The following is a 17856-nucleotide window of genomic DNA, read 5'->3' as shown; positions in this document are numbered from 1 at the left end:
GAGAACCCCTTAGCAATGGAGCGCAAGCTGTCTTTTAGCCATAGCAAGGTTGCCCGCCGCATTCTGTTTTCTTTCGTGTTGGCCGCGTTGATCCCAATCGCTATATTGGGCGTCCTGTCATTCCAGCAAGTGAAGCAGCAGTTGCAAGCACAGACTGCCAAGGCATTGCAGAGAGGCTGTAAGGATTACGCCTACGGACTGGTCAGCCGTTTGTTGTTTGCCGAAAATTCTCTGCGGCTGGCGGCCTTGAAAATTCATAAATCCAACAAGGACGATAAACCTGTGGCGCTGGCCAGCGAACAATGGCTGCAAGGCCAGTTCACCGGGTTGGCAGTACTGAGTACCGATGGTCAACCATCCACATTATCCCGAGACAACACGGCAATACCGACGCTGGCGGCGGAAGAGCTAGCGCAGATTGTGATAGGGAAAACGTTGATTAAACCGGTGAGTGGCCAGCGGCTTGAAGACAATCGTTTGTGGATGGCCATCAATCTGGTCGAAAACTCACCGAAAGCCGGCATCCTGATGGCCGAATTGAAACCGGACTTGTTATGGAATTCCGAAACTATCGATCCCAACAATCTGCTGTGGGTGATGGCTGCCGATTCGCTACAGATATTGTTCGCGCTGGAGCAAGATTTCGATCCGTCTCCGGAGCTCAGGGCGCAAGTCGCGCAAGCCAATAGCGGCCGCTTCTCGTGGCAAAGGGACGGCGAAGCCTACCTCGGCGCGTATTGGAAGCTGCCGGTCGCCACGCTATTTTTCGGTCCGGACCTGATTGTCGTGCAAAGCCTGCCTGAATCGTTGGCGTTTGCGGCAATTCGGCAATTTAGCGCGATTTACCCACCGGTGATTCTGCTGGCCGCGCTGATTGTCGTGTATTTAAGCAGTAGGTTGATTGCTAAATATCTTACGCCGCTCGAACGCTTAAAAATAGGCACTCAACGGGTTGCCGACGGCAATCTGGAATGTCGAGTAGATATTGATAGCCATGACGAATTTGAAGAGTTGGCGGATTCGTTCAACGAAATGACGCGCCGCCTGCGCAGCCAGTTCGATATTCTCGCCACCATGGCGGAAATCGACCGTCATATTCTCTCCGCCTTAAATGCCGAAGACATTATCGACACGGCGTTGAATCGCTTGCCCAGCATATTGTTTTGCGATTTGATTTCCATCGCCGCGGTCAATCCCGATACCGGTATCGCCGACGAGATTCGGGTTCGGCGTAGCGGGCGCGATGCCGAAATATTAGCCGAACCGGTGATTCTGAGCCAACAGGATGTAGCGGATTTGCGCACCATGCACAATGGCGCCCTGGAGATTGCTAACAATGACGAGCGGATGTCCGAGTATTTGCAGGTGCTCGGCGTGGCCGGCGTATGGCGCTATTTGCTGGTTCCCGTTCATGTTAACGGCGCACTGGCTTCGCTGATTTGCTTGGGTTATCAAGCGCCGAAACAGATTCCGCCGGAATCGCGCAACGCGGCCATCAACTTTGGCGACCGTATCGCCGTCGCGTTGTCCAATGCCGCCTGGGAAGAGAAGCTATACCAGCACGCCCATTACGATTCCCTGACCGGCTTGCCCAATCGCTTGGTACTGCATGACAGGCTGGGGCAGGAAATCGCGCGGGCCCGGCGCGATGACGCGCAGCTGGCCGTGTTTTTTATGGACTTGGATCGCTTCAAAAACGTCAACGACTCCCTGGGACACGCGGCCGGCGACGAATTGCTGCGGCAAGCGGCGCGGATTTTTCTGAATTGCGTCAGAGCGACCGATCTGGTTGTCAGACTGGGCGGTGACGAGTTCGTCATCGTGATCGGTGAATTGCATACTCAGCATAACCCGGCGGCCTTCGTCAGCGCGGTTGCCGAGAAAGTTCTGGCTGCGCTGAAGCAACCCGTGACGGTGGCCGGATTGCCCATGACCGTGACGACCAGTATCGGGATTGCATTGTTTCCCGACGATGCCGACAACGTGCCGGATTTACTGAAGAACGCCGATGCCGCCATGTACCACGCCAAGAGCGAGGGGCGCGCCAATTTCCGGTTTTACTCGCCGGAGCTGAATGCGGCGGCATTGGAAAATATCAAGCTGGAGCAAGAACTGCGCGGCGCGATCGGCAGAAACGAGCTATTGGTGTTCTACCAGCCCAAGGTGGATTGGGATGGCCGTATTGTCGGCGCCGAAGCCTTGATCCGCTGGCGGCACACCGAGCTGGGCATGATTTCGCCGGCCAAATTCATTCCCTTGGCCGAACAGACCAGTTTAATCGTGGAGATCAGCGATTGGGTGTTGGAGCAAACCTGTTTATGGGTAAACGCTTGCCATGCCCAAGGCCTGGGGCCCTTGCGGATTTCTGTCAATCTTTCTGCAGTCGATTTTAAACATCCGGATTTAGTCGAGAAAATCGCGGCGGTGTTGAGCAAAACCGGCACCGATCCCAAATTTATCGAATTGGAACTCACCGAATCGGTGGCTATCGGCAACATCAAGACCTGCATCGAACGCATGCATCATTTAAAAGCGTTGGGACTGACCCTATCCATGGACGACTTCGGGACCGGTTTTTCCTCGCTGTCCTATCTAAAAGAATTGCCGCTGGATGTGCTGAAAATCGATCAATCGTTTGTCCGGCAGCTGGAAAGCGACGACAGTAGCGCGGCTATCGTCCGCGCCATTCTGGCACTTGCCGACGGCTTGGGTATGGAAACTATCGCCGAGGGCGTCGAAACCGCAGCGCAACTAGAACTATTGAAACAACATCACTGTGGCTTATTTCAAGGCTATTTATTCAGCCGGCCGGTGCCTAGCGACGAATTTTTAAGTTTGTTGCAGGCCGACGCTGCCAAGCGTGGCGCAGAACTGCCGGCGATTAGTTCCAGTTAAACCAGCGGCGGCCCCAGGCACTGACGCCCTCCAGATACAGATACACCACCGGCGTGGTATACAAGGTCAGCAATTGACTGAAAATCAAACCGCCGACAATGGAAATCCCCAAGGGCTGGCGCAGTTCCGCGCCGTAACCCGAACCCAAAGCCAGCGGCAGCGCACCCAGCATTGCCGCCAGCGTGGTCATCATGATCGGCCTAAAGCGCAATAAACAGGCTTGAAAGATGGCTTCCTCGGCGCTCAGCCCTTTGTGGCGTTCGGCGTCCAAGGCAAAATCGATCATCATGATCGCGTTCTTCTTCACAATGCCGATCAGCAAAATCACGCCGATCAAGGCGATGATGCTGAACTCGGTATCGCAAGCCAGCAAGGCCAGCAAAGCGCCGACCCCGGCCGAGGGCAGGGTGGACAGTATCGTCAACGGGTGAATATAGCTTTCGTAGAGCATGCCCAGCACGATGTAAATACTCAGCAGTGCCGCGGCGATCAGCCAGGGTTGGTTGCGCAGCGACTCCTGAAAAGCCTTGGCCGAGCCCTGGAAACTGCCGCGCACCGCCGCCGGTGTACCCAGGTCGCGCAGGGTTTGTTCGATGAATTGGGTGGCTGTCGACAGCGAGGTGCCGGGCAGCAAGTTAAAGGATATGGTGGCGGCGGCAAACTGGCCTTGATGGTTGACGGTCAGCGGCGCATTGCTGGTCTGGAAGTTGGCCAGCGTGGCCAGCGGAATTTGGGTGCCGCTGCTGGAACTGACGTAAAGCTGTTGCAAGGTGCGCGGGTTTTGCCAGTATTCCGGTGCCAGTTCCAGCACCACCCGGTATTGGTTCAACGGTTTATAGATCACCGACACTTGGCGTTGCCCAAACGCATTGTTCAAGGCGGTATCGATAGCCGCCTGACTGACGCCCAAACTGGCGGCTTTGTCTCTATCCACCACCAGCGATATTTGCCGGCCCTTGTCTTGCTGGTTGGTGTTGACATCGGTCAGTTCCGGCCGCTTGCGCAACGCCGCGACGATTTTTGGGGTCCATTCGCGCAACAGGTTCAAGTCTTCGGATTGCAAGGCAAACTCGTACAGCGCCGCCGAGCCGCGGCCGCCGATGCGTAAATCCTGCACCGGCTGCAAAAACAGGTTGGCGCCGGGTTCGTCGGCCAGTTTTTCCCGCATGCGCCGGCTGATTTCAGCCATCGGCGCGTCACGCTGTTCGGGCGGTTTGAGCACTGCAAACATCAGGCCAGAGTTGGTGTTTTGCATGCCGCCGGCAAAGCCCACCACATTGGTGACTGCCGGATCTTGCCGCAGGATGTCGACAAAATCATGTAGTTTGCTTTGCATGGCCTGGAAGGAAATGCTTTGATCGGCCTGGATGGTACCGCTGAGCCGGCCGTTGTCCTGCACCGGGAAAAACCCTTTCGGCACGATGATGTACAAGTACACGTTCAAGCCGATACAAGCCAGCAATACCGCCAGCATCAATTTGGGATGGTGCAGCGCCCAACTCAAACTGCGGCGGTAGCCGTTTTGCAGGCGCTGGAATTGGGCCTCCAGCCAAGCTGACAGCTTGCCGGGGGTATGATTTTCCGCCGGTTCCAGCCAGCGCGCGCAGAGCATCGGCGTCACGGTCAAGGACACTACCAGCGACACCAGCACCGCCGCCGACAGCGTCACGGCAAATTCCCGAAACAGCCGGCCGACAATGCCGCCCATCAATAATATCGGCGTGAAGACGGCGATCAGCGACAAACTCATCGCTAACACGGTGAAGCCAACCTCGCCGGCTCCGCGCAGCGCGGCCTGGAACGGCGGCACGCCGTTTTCGATATGCCGGCTGGTGTTTTCCAAGACCACGATGGCGTCATCCACGACAAAGCCGGTGGCGATGGTCAAAGCCATCAGCGACAGATTGTCCAGGCTGTAATCGCACAAATACATCACCGCGCAGGCGCCGATCAGCGATACCGGCACCGCGACGACCGGAATCAGCGTGGAGCGTAGCCGGCGCAGAAACAGCAACACCACCAGGATTACCAGCACCACCGCGATCAACAGGCTGCGCTCGACTTCATCAACCGAGGCGCGGATGGTTTGCGAACGGTCCGAGACTATCGATAATTCCATCGCCGCCGGCGTCAGCGCGCGCAATTGCGGCAGCATGGCTTTGACGTGTTCGACGGTGTCGATAATATTGGCGCCGGGTTGTTTATTGATGATCAATAACACTGCTGGCTGGCCGTTCTTCAGGCCGGTACTGCGCAAGTCTTCCACCGAATCCACCGCGGTCCCCAGATCGGCGATGCGCACCGGCGCACCGTTGCGGTAAGCGACGATCAAGGGCAGGTAATCGGCGGCGTGTTCGGCTTGATCGTTGGCGTGAATTTGCCAATGCCTCTCGCCGTGTTCCAGCGCGCCTTTGGGGCGATTGGCGTTACTGGCGTTGATGGCTTGGGCGACCTGATCCAGGCCGATGCCGTATTGTGCTAACGCGCCGGGATTCAGTTCCACCCGGACAGCCGGCAGGGAACTGCCGCCGACATTGACCTGGCCGATGCCGGGCAACTGGCTGATTTTCTGTGCCAATATCGTTGACGCGGCGTCGTACATTTGACCGCGGCTGAGGCTGGTGGAGGTGAGCGCCAGAATCAGAATCGGTGAATCGGCCGGATTGACTTTGCGGTAGTTGGGCCGATTGGGCAGATTACTGGGCAGCAAACTGCTGGCGGCGTTGATCGCGGCTTGCACGTCGCGGGCCGCGCCGTCGATGTCGCGATTTAAATCAAACTGCAAGGTGATCCGAGTCGAACCCAGCGAACTGGCCGAGGTCATTTCGCTGATGCCGGCGATACGGCCCAACGCCCGTTCCAGCGGCGTGGCGACCGTGGCGGCCATGGTCTCCGGACTGGCGCCGGGCAGGTTGGCGGACACGGAAATAGTCGGGAAGTCCACTTGCGGCAAGGGGGCGACCGGCAGTTGCAGGAAGGCTATGATGCCGGCCAATGCCACACCGAGCGTCAGCAGCGTGGTAGCAACCGGGCGGTAGATGAACAGCGCCGATATGTTCACGGCTGGCGGTCGCCGCTGTCGGCTAAAGGCGATTCGGCCGCGCCGCGCAAGCTTCGGGCCAGCCGGTCCAGGCTCAAGTAAATCACCGGTGTGGTGTACAAGGTCAGCAATTGGCTGAGCAATAAACCGCCGACCATACTGATGCCTAAGGGATGGCGTAATTCCGAGCCAACGCCGCTGCCCAACATCAACGGCAGGGCGCCCAACAATGCCGCCAGCGTGGTCATCAGAATCGGCCTAAAGCGTAGCAGGCAGGCTTGGAAAATCGCCTCGCGCGGCGGCAGGCCTTGCTTGCGCTCGGCTTCAAGTGCAAAGTCTATCATCATGATCGCGTTCTTTTTGACGATGCCGATCAGCAGCACGATGCCGATCACCGCGATGATGCCCAAATCGTGGCCGGACAACTGCAAGGCCAGCAGCGCGCCGACCCCGGCCGAGGGCAGCGTGGACAGGATGGTGATGGGATGAATATAACTCTCGTAGAGCACGCCGAGCACGATATACACCGTGACGATGGCGGCCAGGATCAGCCACAGCGTGCCGCCGAGCGAGGCGTTAAACGCCAAGGCCGCGCCCTGATAATCGCTTTGCACCGCTAAAGGTAAACCGATGTCCTGCTTGGCCTGCTCGATGGCTTGAATGGCGTCGCCCAAGGCGGCGCCGGCGGGCAGGTTGAAGGAAATGGTCGCGGAGGGAAACTGATCCAGATGGTTGATAGCCAGCGCGGTTTGCCGTTCGGAAATACTAGCCAGGGCCGACAGCGGCACTTGGCTGCCATTGCTGGAAGGAATCCGCAGTTGCTGCAAGCCTTCCGGGCCGCTCTGCTGCTTGGGGTCTACTTCCAACACTACCCGGTACTGATTGGACTGGGTGAAAATGGTCGAGACCAGGCGCTGGCCGTAGGCATTGTATAAAGCGTTATCGATGTCGGCGGTGCTGACGCCTAGCCGGCTGGCGCTGGCTCGATCGATTTCGATATAGGCTTGCAGGCCTTGGTCCTGCACGTCGCTGGCGGCATCGGCGATAGCGGGCAGGGCGCGCATGCGCTCAACCAGGCGTTGGCTCCAGCGGTTCAATTCGGATAAATCCACGGTCTGCAAGCTGAATTGAAACTGGGTGCGGCTGACCCGGTTTTCCAAGGTCATGTCCTGCACCGGTTGCAGATAGACAGAGATGCCAGGCACGTCGGCTAGGCGTGGCCGCAAGCGTTCGATCACTGTGCTGGCCTTGTCGCGTTGGGCTTGCGGCTTCAGGTTGATTAAAAAGCGGCCGCTGTTCAAGGTCGGATTACTGCCGTCCACGCCTATAAACGACGACAGGCTGGCCACGGCCGGATCGGCCAGGATCTGTCTGGCCATGGCTTGCTGGCGTTCGGCCATCGCCGCGAAGGAAATGCTGGGCGGCGCCTCGGTAATGCCTTGAATCAGGCCGGTGTCCTGGATTGGGAACAGGCCTTTGGGCATGGCTGCGTATAACAACACGGTCAACGCCAGCGTGGCGATAGCCACCAGTAGCGTCAGGCCTTGGCGCTTAAGCACCCATTCCAGGCTGCGGCCGTAAGCGGCGATGACTTTGTCGAGCAAGCCGGCGTGTGAGTCATGGCCGGCTGTGCTGGCCCTTAGCAGCCTAGCGCACATCATAGGTGTCAAGGTCAGCGACACCACCGCCGAGATCAGAATCGCCACCGCCAAGGTGATGGCAAATTCGCGAAACAGTCGGCCCACCACGTCGCCCATGAACAGCAGCGGAATCAGCACTGCCACCAGCGAGATGGTCAAGGAGATGATGGTAAAGCCGATTTGTTCCGAGCCTTTCAAGGCTGCTTGCAAGGGCGACTCGCCGCGTTCGCGGTAGCGGGAGATGTTTTCGATGACGACGATGGCGTCGTCCACCACAAAGCCGCTGGCGATGGTCAGCGCCATCAAGGTCAGATTATTGATACTAAAGCCGGCCAGGTGCATCACCCCAAAGGTGCCGACCAAGGACAGCGGCACCGCGACCGCCGGGATCAAGGTGGCCGGTAGATTGCGCAGAAACAGAAAAATCACCATCACCACCAGTGCCACGGCCAGCAGCAACTCGAATTGCACATCGTGTACCGAGGCGCGGATAGTGACGGTGCGGTCGGTCAAGGGCAGCACTTCGACCGCGGCCGGCAAGGTCGCCCGCAGTTGCGGCAGCAACTTATTGATGCGATCCACCACTTCAATGACATTGGCGCCGGGTTGGCGTTGGATATTGACGATGACGGCGGCTTTGTCGTTGGCCCAGGCCGCCAGTTTGACGTTTTCGGCGGCGTCGACCGCGTCGGCGACCGCGGATAGCCGCACCGGCGCGCCGTTGCGATAGGCCACCACCAAGTCGCGGTACTCAGCCGCCGAGCGCAGTTGGTCGTTGTTGTCGATGATGGCCGAGCGCTGCGGGCCGTCGAACATGCCTTTGGGTTGGTTGACATTGGCGGCTGCGATGGCGTTGCGCAGGTCTTCCAGGCTCAGGCCATAGGCGGCCAGCGCTTGGTGGTTGGCCTGGATTCTGACTGCCGGCCGTTGGCCGCCGCTGATGCTGACCAAGCCGACGCCGGGCAATTGGGCGATTTTCTGCGCCAAGCGGGTGTCGACCAAATCCTGGACTTTAGGCAAGGCCAGGCTGGATGAGGTGATCGCTAAGGTCAAAATCGGTGTGTCAGCCGGGTTGACCTTGTTGTAAATCGGCGGCAGCGGCAGGTCTTTGGGCAGGAAATTGTTGGCGGCGTTGATGGCGGCTTGCACGGTTTGTTCGGCAATGTCCAGATCCAATGCCAGATCGAATTGCAGCGTCACCACGGACGCGCCGCCGGAACTGGTCGAGGACATTTGCCGCAGGCCGGGCATCTGCCCGAACTGGCGTTCCAGCGGCGCGGTAATCGCCGAGGTTGTGACTTCCGGGCTGGCGCCGGGATAGAGCGTGGTGACTTGAATGGTCGGGTAATCGACTTGCGGCAGCGCCGAGATCGGCAATAAGCGGTAAGTCAAAACCCCGGCCAGCAGCAGGGCCAGCATCAGCAAGGAGGTGGCGACCGGACGCAGGATAAAGTGTCGCGACGGGTTAAAGCCGGGAAGCGGGTTTTGCGCGGCGGCCATGTTTAGTTGGCGGTTTTGCCGGAGGCGGTGGGTTGGGTTTTATCGATTACCTTGACTTGGCTGCCTTCGCGCAGTTTGTCGGCGCCATCGATCACCAGCTTTTCGTTCACGCCCAGACCTTCCGGAATCGCGACCGTTTCGCCGTCAGCCGGTCCGGCTTTTATCCGCTTTACGCTGATGGTGTTGTCGTCCTTCACCACGTACACGAATGCGCCATTGGCCCCGTGCTGAATGGCGGAGCTAGGGACTAAGGTGGCGGCACGCAAGGTGTCCAGACGCATTTTGATATTGACGAACTGGTTGGCGAACAGGGTGCGGTCCTCGTTAGCAAATTGGGCTTTTAATTTCAGCGTGCCGGTGCTGGCGTCGATCTGGTTGTCCACCGCCAGCAGCTTGCCGCTGGCCAGTTTTTGCCGGCCGGCCCGGTCGTAGGCGTCAATGACCAGCGTCTCGCCGGAACGCCAGCGCCGCATCACCTCGGGTATCACATCTTCCGGCAGCGTGAACACCACCGAGATCGGCTGAATTTGGGTGATGACCGCCAGTCCACTGACGTCGCTGGCGCGGACCATGTTGCCTTGATCCACCAGCCGCAAACCGATGCGGCCGGATACCGGCGCGGTGATGCGGGAATAACTGAGTTGCAGTTTGGCATTGTCGAGTTGGGCGCGGTCGATTTCGACGCTGCCGCGATATTGCTTGACCAGCGCGGCTTGGGTGGCGGTTTGCTGGGCGGCGATGGAGTCTTGCTCCAGCAAGGTTTGATAGCGGGCTTGGTCGATTTCGGCGTTTTTTAGCAGCGCTTCGTCGCGCAGCAATTGGCCTTCGGCTTGTTGCACGGCCACTTGATAAGGTCGGGGATCGATTTCGGCGAGCAGTTCGCCTTGTTTAACCGCTTGGCCCTCGGTAAACGCTACCCGGATCAGTTCGCCATCGACGCGCGAGCGCACTGTCACGGTGTGCAGTGGGGTGACGGTGCCCAAGCCGTTTAGGTAAATCGGCAAATCGCCTTGCCAGCTTGAGGCGACTGCGACGCTGATGGGAATGTTTTCGTTGGGATTGGCGTGCGCATCCTGGTTTTCCCGCGGATGCTGGCCGGCATGGTGCAAATAATAGCCGCCCGCCGCGACAGTTAATAGGAGAATGGTCGCCCAGTGCCAGCGCGACCTCGGCTTTAATGCGGAAAAATCCTGATCCTGGTTCATAGCCATGCGAATAACAATAAGTGGGTGCCGGCGTCATGCCGGCTAGCCGAGTCTAGCGGCACAACTAAAAAAGGCATCTTGAAGATGCCTTTTTCGGATTGTCTGCCGCTGTCGTGACGATCAATCGTAATGGTAGTGTTTGCGCAAAGGCTTGACCACTTCCCAATGGCTGTCCAGGCCTTCATGAAATATCACCAGGTCGCCCGGTAAAATCCGCACCGGCTCGCCGCCCACTGGAGTGACGATGATTTCGCCTTCCAACACATAAGCGGTTTCGGTTTCGTCGAAATCGATGGTGAATTTGGAAATTTCTTTTTCCCAGATCGGCCAGCTCGATACGCCCAGCTCTTTTAAACGTTCTTCGCTGGGGTTATGTTCAACGGTAATTTGGCTCATGGGTTTCCTGTTTGAATGAAGTTGATCGAGCGGCGGATTTTAGCATTGTTGCCGAGCCGCAGCTATGAATCGGTGGTTTCGTCCGGTAATTGCTTCAGATCGTCCGCGCGGCGCAGCCTGTTACGCCGTTCCGTCCCGACCGTGAGGTTGTCGGCATTGTTCTCCAACTTGGGTTCGCTTTGCTGGTAGATTTGAAATTCGGTGACGGAATTTATCGTGGTCAGCGTCGGCTCCTTGTTCAAATAATCGTTAAGCCAGACAACCAGTAACGCGATTGCCAGGCTGGCCGCGCCGGCGATGCCGGCGTCCCGGCCGTAATCGGGTTTCACCGGCTTATCGGGCAGCGAGGCCCAATCCACGACGTCCAGTTGCGGATTGCTTTGCCGTTGTTTGACGTCGATTTCCACTAGACGTTGTTTGGTTTGTTGCAATAATTCTTCCAACTTAACCAGTTCTTCCTGCATGGCTTTGTGTTTGGCGAATTGATTGGTGTATTCGGCGGCTTTTTGTTTATGCTCGGCCATTTGCTTTTGAATGGTCAATACGGTGCGGTGCGCTGCACCGTAGGCGTTTTCGGCCTCTTGCGTGGCATAGCTCGAGCCGGCTTGTTCTTTACTGGCAATTTTTTCATCCAGCTCGGCCAATTGGGTTTTTAAATTGCGTAAGCTGGGGTGAAATTCGATGTATTCGTCGGTGTATTGGCTTCTTTGCGCTTCCAGGCGTTCGCGCAGGCGTTCGGCTTGCTGGGTTAACGCCGCCAGACTTTGCGAATCGGCTTCCGGCACCACGGCTTTGCCTTCCGCGACGGCGGCATGAATGGCGTCCAGCTTGGCCTTGGCTTTCGCTTCTTCTTCCAAGGCGGCATTCAAGGAATTATTTAAACCTTGTAAGCGGGCGTGGGCCTCGTTATCGGTGCTCTCCAGGGAGAGGATGTCATGCTGCAAGCGGAAGGATTCAATGTCCTGGCGTTTGTCGCGCACTTGTTGTTCGAGGCGAGTCAATTCCGATTTGATCGAGGTACTGGCTTTATCGGTGATTTCGGCAATGTACTCCGCGCGAATTTGCTGGTAGGTTTTGATCCAGGTATTTAAGGCCATTTGCAGGAATTGCGGATGACTGCCTTCAGCCGCCAATTGCACTAGATTGGTGTCCGCAACCGGTTTTACCTGGAACAGCTCTTTTAGCTGGTTGATATTGGGATGCTCGATACCAGCCTGCTGTTTTAGCGTCTCGGTGGTTTTTTCCAATACCGGTTGTCCGAGCAAGACCTGCTTTTGAATGTTGACATGCTCCAGATCCGCCTCTGCATGAGTTTGATCAATGTCGGTTGCAGCGGTCGTCAATACTAAGGCTTGGCTTTCAAAAACCGCCGGCTGGAGAAAAACATAGGTTTCGGTAATCAGCAGCAAGGGCAGAAGTACCAGCAAAAATAAGGTCCGGCGCCGTAAACGGCGTGGCCAAGGCGTTGGATGGGAACGGTAAAAGTCGTCTCCGACGATCTGGAAATCATGGCGATAAGGAAACATCACGATTCTCTCCCTGGCGCTAAGTCCGCAGGTTATAGTTTTTGTTGTAATCCGCTTTGCGGAAAATTTTCTCAGCGATCCCTGCCGAGAAAATTTTTAACGCCCGGACCGAGTCTGTGCAAGTCTGCTTCCGTCAAGGGCGATTAAACGACTGTCTGGTTTTGTTGTTGTCGCTACTGACTGCTAACTTCAGTGGGAATTTTGATTGCTCAAGACTTAATTGATAGCCCATTTTCAGGCTTTAGAGCTCAAGATCCGCGCTGGCTGGTCTGCTCTGGTGCCTAAACAGTCAATATCGGCGAGCTGCCAGTTTAAACCAATACAAAAATCAAGCAATTCTTAATTTGCCAACGGCTATAAAGGCTGGGCTTCAGTCTGAGGTTATGTCGGGTCAATAATCGAAGGCGCCAAAGGCGGTGACTTGAACCGAAAGCGATTAGCAAATCGGTTGTAGGCGTGTCACTCAAATCCAAGATATTAGGCCACGATAAAATCTGCTTCGCCTATACTAAAAAGCCTATTGGATTTGTGATCCGCCGCCGGTTTGCGGGCTTTTTGTTCGGACAAGATCGGGTGAACTAGGTATGCTGGCTAACTGGCGTCCGAGGCCTGTCGGACACAATTTTCCTTGATGCCGTTTTGGCGGCTATTTTTCAAATTTTTGGATTTCTACAAATCCCCGATTGGATTGGTATGGCAGATAAAGAGGATGGAATACTCAGAATTCATGTATATGAGCTGAGAGTGGGTATGTGCGTAAGCCGTCTGGAAGCGCCAACGGCGGATTCACCTTTTTTATTGGATAGAATTGTGATTGAAAGTCATGCGGATATTCAAGCCATCCAGGCGATTTGTGATTATGTCTATATCGATGTCAAATACCAAAAATCCTTCTCCGGGGCGATTCCCACCAGAAATACCGAAGCGCGTAAACATCTGAGCTTTGCGCGATCTTTTAACCAAACCGCCAATACCTTTCAACGCACCGGTAATTTAATTAAAACGGTGATGGACGATATTCGTTTTGGGAATCAATTTAGTGTCAGTGAGGTTAAACAAGCTGTTTCCGAGTGCGTCGATAAGGTATTGGAAAACCCCGATACGATGCTGTTGCTGACCCAAATTAAAGATCAGGATCAATATACTGCGCAACATAGTATGAATGTTTGCATATTGTCTATTCTGTTGGGTCGGGAGTTGAATTTTTCGATGGAAGACCTGAATAAAGTGGGTTTTTGCGGCTTGATGCACGATGTCGGTAAAATGAAAGTGCCGCTGGAAATCCTTAATAAACCCGGCTCTTTAGAAGACTATGAAATGGACATCATGCGTAAGCACACGCTCTACGGACGCAACGTGTTAATGTCGGCCCGTAATGTCTATCCCGGCGCTGTTGACGTTGCCTACGATCATCACGAACATTTGGCCGGTACCGGTTATCCCAGAGGTTTGAACAAAACCACGCTATCGATATTTACCAAGCTGGTAGCGGTGGTCGATACCTACGATGCCATCACTAGCGACCGGGTGTATCAGCGTGGTAAGCCGCATCTTATGGCGTTGGGAATTTTGGTAAAAGGGATGGGACAGCAATTTGAAGCTAATTATGTGACGCAATTTATCAATTGCATCGGATTTTATCCGCAGGGCAATTTAGTGGAATTAAGTAGTGGTGAAATCGGCTTAATAGTCGAGCAAAATAAGGCCGATAGGCTTAAGCCAAAAATATTGTTGATTCAAGATGGCAATAAAAACCCTATTGAAGAGAAGATACTCGATTTGTCCTTGAATATCGCCGATGCAAGCGGTAAACGCTATGGTGTCAAACAGGTGATACGGCCGCAGGATTGTGGTGTCGATTTAGCCAAGTATTATCAAGACGGCAAGTTTACGAAAGAATATGCGGTAGTTGGCTAAGGTTTTAGTTCTGTAAATAACATGCCTTGGATATTATTTTTTCAACATGGTTAAAAAAATTAATATTAACCAGCTCAGAAAAGGCATGTTTGTTTGCGGCACTGATCGGAAATGGATAGATACACCTTTCTTTCGAACTAAATTTCTGATTTCATCCGATAAACAAATTAATACTTTAAAAGAGTATTGCCAAACCGTTTCTATCGATACCGGCAAAGGTATCGACGTGGATAAGCCCGCTGAAACCGACATAATCGATTTCGCCAGCCCTGCGGCTGCGGAGATGCGCAGCTGCGCCGAGGAAAGCGATTCTGCTTACCCAGTGAATTGCATCGTCGAATTGCAGACCGATGAATTGGCGGTGGTGGTCCAGGAAAACTCACAATCGCCCTTGCAACCGTTAGTGAAGGTGATCACCAATCCGCAGAAACAACTGCTGTTTCATGAGCGCCTGCTTGATCTGGCCGATGAGCGGCAAAATCAGACCAAGATAATCAGGGTGTTGGCTAGTGACGAACCGATTGTCGAGTTACTGAAAATGTTTGTCGAACTGGAAAAAACTTAGCCGGCCATTTACTCAGGCGCGTTGTTGGGTTTTGCCGAATAGCTCGTTACTCAGGGCTATGACAGCACGCGGGTCGATTTCGGCAATCGAAAAATCGTTTTTATCCAGCTTGAACGGATTGACCGGTGAAGGCGACTTCAAGGCTTTATTGATGGTCGTTTGATAAATTCGACTGACCGGCGTTGGCCCGAACAAGGTAATCGACGGCCGGTTTAAACCCCAGGCCATATGCGTCGGTCCGGTATCGTTACCGATCACTAAATCGGCTCTGGCCAGCGCCGCTTTCAAATCATTCAGGCTTAATTGCGGTAATACCCGCGCCAGGCTGCGTTCTGCCAGCCATTGCGCCATCCAGTGTTCTTTCTCGTTGCCCCAACTGATCAGAAAATTAGCTTCTAGGCCGAAGATGACCTGTAGAAATTTTTCTAAAGGGTAGTTACGGCTGAGCCAAGTCGAGCCGATGACCAGAATGATGTTGGGTTGATCGGCTAGAAAATATTCATCCAAGGCCGTTTGCGGCGGCTGAAAAAACAAAAACGGCTGCTTTGCCTGAATTTGCTCAGTTGTTACATGCAGACCCAGCGGCTGGGTCAGTAAGGCGACATTGCGATCAATGGTATTGGCGTCGTAAGGGTAGGCGACATGCCGGCTATAGAACAAAGCCGCCCATTTTTCCCGGATCGAGTCTTGATCGAAACCCACACAATTGGCCGACAGCAAGCGCGCGACCACTGCGGACTTAATCAAACCTTGGGCATCCAGCACTAAGTCGTAACCCTGCTCGGCATAAGTACGTATTTTGTTTATCTCGGCAAAAACGCGCCATTTGTCGGTTTTCAGGGCTTTTAAATTCACACCCAAAATATTATCCAGATGTGGATTGTCGGCCAGTACGCCGACGAAGCGTTCTTCAACTATCCAGTCGATTTGCGCCAGCGGTAAGGCGGCTTTGATGAATTGCAAGGCCGCCATCGCATGAACGATGTCGCCCAAAGCCGACAATTTGACGATGGCAATTTTCATCGCTCAGGCTTCCAACGCCGCCATTACCTGCTCCGGCCGAATTTCCGTTAAGCAGCGAGTATGGCCCAACGGACACTCACGCTTGAAGCACGGCGAACAATCCAGGTTTAAATCCAGAATCTTCGCCTCGGGATGTAGCGGCGGGGTAAAGCCGGGGTCGGAAGAGCCATAAACTGCGATCAGTTTTTTATCCAGTGCCGCAGCGACGTGCATCAGGCCGGAATCGTTGCTGACGACCGCGTCAGCCAAGGACAACAAGTCCACCGCATCCGCCAGCGAGGTAATGCCGGCGAAGTTACGGCAAATGCCGCCCGATAGGTCATTGATTTGTTCCGCAACGGCTTTGTCTTTGTCGGAACCGAATAACCAGACTTGCCAGCCTTGTTCTTCCATTTGCCTAGCCACGGCGGCGTAATGTTCACTCGGCCAGCGCTTGGCCGGGCCGTATTCCGCGCCGGGACACAGAGCCAGGATCTTGCTGACAACAGGGCGCAATTCAGCCGAACCCTCAAGCAGAGCGCTGGGGTGGGGGATTTCGATTAAATCCGCACCGGTGATCTCGAATTTTTTGCAGACGCTTAATTGTTGCTCGATTGTGATCGCCAGCTTCGGAACCGGGTAAGTTGGTGGCTGCGGCGCCTCTTTCGGTAAACCCAGCGCCACGAAACGTTGCACGGTCATGGTCAGTACAGTCTTATCCAACGTGCGCACATCGTTCAATAGGCCGCGGCGCAGTTCGCCGAGAAAACCGGTGCGTTTGGGGATATGCGCAAAGAACGGGATAACGGCCGATTTCCACGAGTTGGGCAGCACAATCGCCTGATCGTAATGCTGGTTTTGTAGTTCCCGGCCTATGCGGATCCGCCCCCGCAAATCAAACTGCCCGTGGCCCAACGGCATCGTCAGGCCTTTGTGCACTTCCGGCATACGCTCCAATAGAGGTAAGGACCACGCCGGGGCCAGCACGTCGATCAGGCAGTCGGGATGTTGTTGCTTAAGGGTGATGAACAGGCTTTGTGCCATCACCATGTCGCCGACCCAGGACGGGCCGACGACCAGGATTTTATAAGCTTGCTCCGCCACTTAGGAAACGAGCGTCAGCCATTCCTTATGGTCGGCACGACGGCCTTGGACGTGGTCGAAATACAAGGCTTGCAGCTTTTCGGTGATGGGGCCGCGGCTGCCGGAACCGATGTCGCGGTTGTCGTATTGGCGGATTGGCGTGACTTCGGCGGCGGAACCGGTGAAGAAGGCTTCGTCTGCCACATACACTTCGTCGCGGGTGATGCGTTTTTCGATCACTTCGTAACCTTGTTCGCGGGCGATGGTGATCAGGGTATCGCGGGTGATGCCTTCTAAGGCTGAGGTAGTTTCCGGCGTGTAAATTTTGCCATTACGGACGATGAACAAGTTTTCGCCGCTGCCTTCCGCGCAAAAACCTTCGTGGTCCAGCAGCAAGGCTTCGTCGTAACCGGTGGACAAGGCTTCTTGCAGGGCCAAGATGGAATTGATGTAGTTGCCGTTGGCCTTGGCTTTGCACATGGTGCTGTTGACGTGGTTGCGGGTGTACGACGAGGTCCGGATGCGGATGCCTTTTTCCATGTTTTCCGCGCCCAGATAGGCGCCCCAAGTCCAGGCCGCGACCATGACGTGGACTTTCAGGTTATCGGCGCGCAAGCCCATGCCTTCGGAGCCGAAGAACACCATGCTGCGGATATAAGCGCTGTCCAGATTGTTTTTGGCGACGGCGTCGCGGTGCGCCTGATTAATCTCTTCTTTAGAGAACGGCATTTTCATGTTCATGATATGCGCAGAGCGGAACAGACGGTCGGTATGCTCGGCCAGTTTGAAAATCGCGGTGCCGGCATCGGTTTTGTAAGCGCGCAAACCTTCGAATACGCCGCAGCCGTAATGCAGGGTATGAGTCAAGACATGGACTTTCGCATCGCGCCAGTCAACCCATTTGCCGTCTAGCCAAATCAACCCGTCTCTATCATCCATCGTTGCCATTATCTGAACCTGTTTTGTTTAGTGATTATTGCTGCGCCGCGTCGGCTTAAAAGTGACGGAAATTGTACTATAAAGCGCTCTCCGGCAATACCGGCTGCGCAGAAGTCCTGATTTTGGCGTGAGACTGCGTTTGGCAGGC

11 protein-coding genes are annotated in these 17856 nt (G+C 55.2%); 3 read left to right on the top strand and 8 right to left on the bottom strand.

From position 1 onward, the window contains the following. Positions 1 to 15: 15 nt before the first annotated feature. Positions 16 to 2895, top strand: a complete 2880-nt coding sequence (locus JWZ98_RS18480; protein ID WP_205451307.1) for an EAL domain-containing protein — start codon at positions 16 to 18, stop codon at positions 2893 to 2895. On the opposite strand, the gene JWZ98_RS18475 is transcribed toward JWZ98_RS18480, so the two are convergent. From JWZ98_RS18475 to JWZ98_RS18455, 5 genes are all read right to left on the bottom strand, one after another. Then, positions 2882 to 5956, bottom strand: coding sequence for a multidrug efflux RND transporter permease subunit (locus JWZ98_RS18475; RefSeq protein WP_205451306.1), 3075 nt, complete (start codon positions 5954 to 5956; stop codon positions 2882 to 2884). The genes JWZ98_RS18480 and JWZ98_RS18475 overlap by 14 nt on opposite strands. Further along, positions 5953 to 9075: an MdtB/MuxB family multidrug efflux RND transporter permease subunit gene (locus JWZ98_RS18470; RefSeq protein WP_205451305.1), complete on the bottom strand. Its 3123-nt coding sequence runs from the start codon at positions 9073 to 9075 to the stop codon at positions 5953 to 5955. Before JWZ98_RS18470 ends, JWZ98_RS18475 begins: the two co-directional genes overlap by 4 nt. A gap of 2 nt (positions 9076 to 9077) precedes the next feature. Further along, on the bottom strand, positions 9078 to 10280 hold the full coding sequence (locus JWZ98_RS18465) for an MdtA/MuxA family multidrug efflux RND transporter periplasmic adaptor subunit (RefSeq protein ID WP_205454492.1): 1203 nt from the start codon (positions 10278 to 10280) through the stop codon (positions 9078 to 9080). 120 nt (positions 10281 to 10400) lie between these two features. Continuing rightward, positions 10401 to 10676, bottom strand: a complete 276-nt coding sequence (locus JWZ98_RS18460; RefSeq protein WP_205451304.1) for a cupin domain-containing protein — start codon at positions 10674 to 10676, stop codon at positions 10401 to 10403. A 62-nt stretch (positions 10677 to 10738) separates the two neighbouring features. Then, on the bottom strand, positions 10739 to 12202 hold the full coding sequence (locus JWZ98_RS18455) for a hypothetical protein (protein ID WP_205451303.1): 1464 nt from the start codon (positions 12200 to 12202) through the stop codon (positions 10739 to 10741). Positions 12203 to 12895: 693 nt separating this feature from the next. On the opposite strand from JWZ98_RS18455, the gene JWZ98_RS18450 reads away from it, so the two are divergent. Next, positions 12896 to 14119 carry an HD-GYP domain-containing protein gene (locus JWZ98_RS18450; RefSeq protein WP_205451302.1) on the top strand — a complete coding sequence of 408 codons (1224 nt, stop codon included), beginning with the start codon at positions 12896 to 12898 and terminating at the stop codon, positions 14117 to 14119. Positions 14120 to 14165: 46 nt separating this feature from the next. Continuing rightward, complete coding sequence (locus JWZ98_RS18445; RefSeq protein WP_205451301.1) at positions 14166 to 14684, top strand: DUF3391 domain-containing protein; 519 nt, start codon at positions 14166 to 14168, stop codon at positions 14682 to 14684. 12 nt (positions 14685 to 14696) lie between these two features. On the opposite strand, the gene waaC is transcribed toward JWZ98_RS18445, so the two are convergent. From waaC to JWZ98_RS18430, 3 genes are read right to left on the bottom strand one after another with little or no spacing between them, the layout of a single operon-like run. Next, positions 14697 to 15707 carry a lipopolysaccharide heptosyltransferase I gene (gene waaC, locus JWZ98_RS18440; RefSeq protein ID WP_205451300.1) on the bottom strand — a complete coding sequence of 337 codons (1011 nt, stop codon included), beginning with the start codon at positions 15705 to 15707 and terminating at the stop codon, positions 14697 to 14699. Positions 15708 to 15710: 3 nt separating this feature from the next. Beyond that, entirely contained in the window at positions 15711 to 16790 is a 1080-nt protein-coding gene (waaF, locus tag JWZ98_RS18435) for a lipopolysaccharide heptosyltransferase II (RefSeq protein WP_205451299.1), read from the bottom strand. Then, complete coding sequence (locus JWZ98_RS18430) at positions 16791 to 17717, bottom strand: branched-chain amino acid transaminase (protein ID WP_205451298.1); 927 nt, start codon at positions 17715 to 17717, stop codon at positions 16791 to 16793. Positions 17718 to 17856 lie beyond the last annotated feature (139 nt).

This window comes from Methylomonas sp. EFPC1 (assembly GCF_016925515.1).
Taxonomy (GTDB): domain Bacteria; phylum Pseudomonadota; class Gammaproteobacteria; order Methylococcales; family Methylomonadaceae; genus Methylomonas; species Methylomonas defluvii.
The sequence above is the reverse complement of the archived record's forward strand: the minus strand, read 5'-3'. Positions and strand labels throughout refer to the sequence as shown.

What these genes read in the sequence shown, in the direction of transcription:
- JWZ98_RS18430 (WP_205451298.1), bottom strand. Translation starts at nt 17,717, where the DNA reads ATGGCAACGATGGATGATAGAGACGGGTTGATTTGGCTAGACGGCAAA.
- waaC (WP_205451300.1), bottom strand. Translation starts at nt 15,707, where the DNA reads ATGAAAATTGCCATCGTCAAATTGTCGGCTTTGGGCGACATCGTTCAT.
- JWZ98_RS18460 (WP_205451304.1), bottom strand. Translation starts at nt 10,676, where the DNA reads ATGAGCCAAATTACCGTTGAACATAACCCCAGCGAAGAACGTTTAAAA.
- JWZ98_RS18470 (WP_205451305.1), bottom strand. Translation starts at nt 9,075, where the DNA reads ATGGCCGCCGCGCAAAACCCGCTTCCCGGCTTTAACCCGTCGCGACAC.
- JWZ98_RS18455 (WP_205451303.1), bottom strand. Translation starts at nt 12,202, where the DNA reads ATGTTTCCTTATCGCCATGATTTCCAGATCGTCGGAGACGACTTTTAC.
- JWZ98_RS18450 (WP_205451302.1), top strand. Translation starts at nt 12,896, where the DNA reads ATGGCAGATAAAGAGGATGGAATACTCAGAATTCATGTATATGAGCTG.
- JWZ98_RS18445 (WP_205451301.1), top strand. Translation starts at nt 14,166, where the DNA reads ATGGTTAAAAAAATTAATATTAACCAGCTCAGAAAAGGCATGTTTGTT.
- JWZ98_RS18480 (WP_205451307.1), top strand. Translation starts at nt 16, where the DNA reads ATGGAGCGCAAGCTGTCTTTTAGCCATAGCAAGGTTGCCCGCCGCATT.
- JWZ98_RS18465 (WP_205454492.1), bottom strand. Translation starts at nt 10,280, where the DNA reads ATGAACCAGGATCAGGATTTTTCCGCATTAAAGCCGAGGTCGCGCTGG.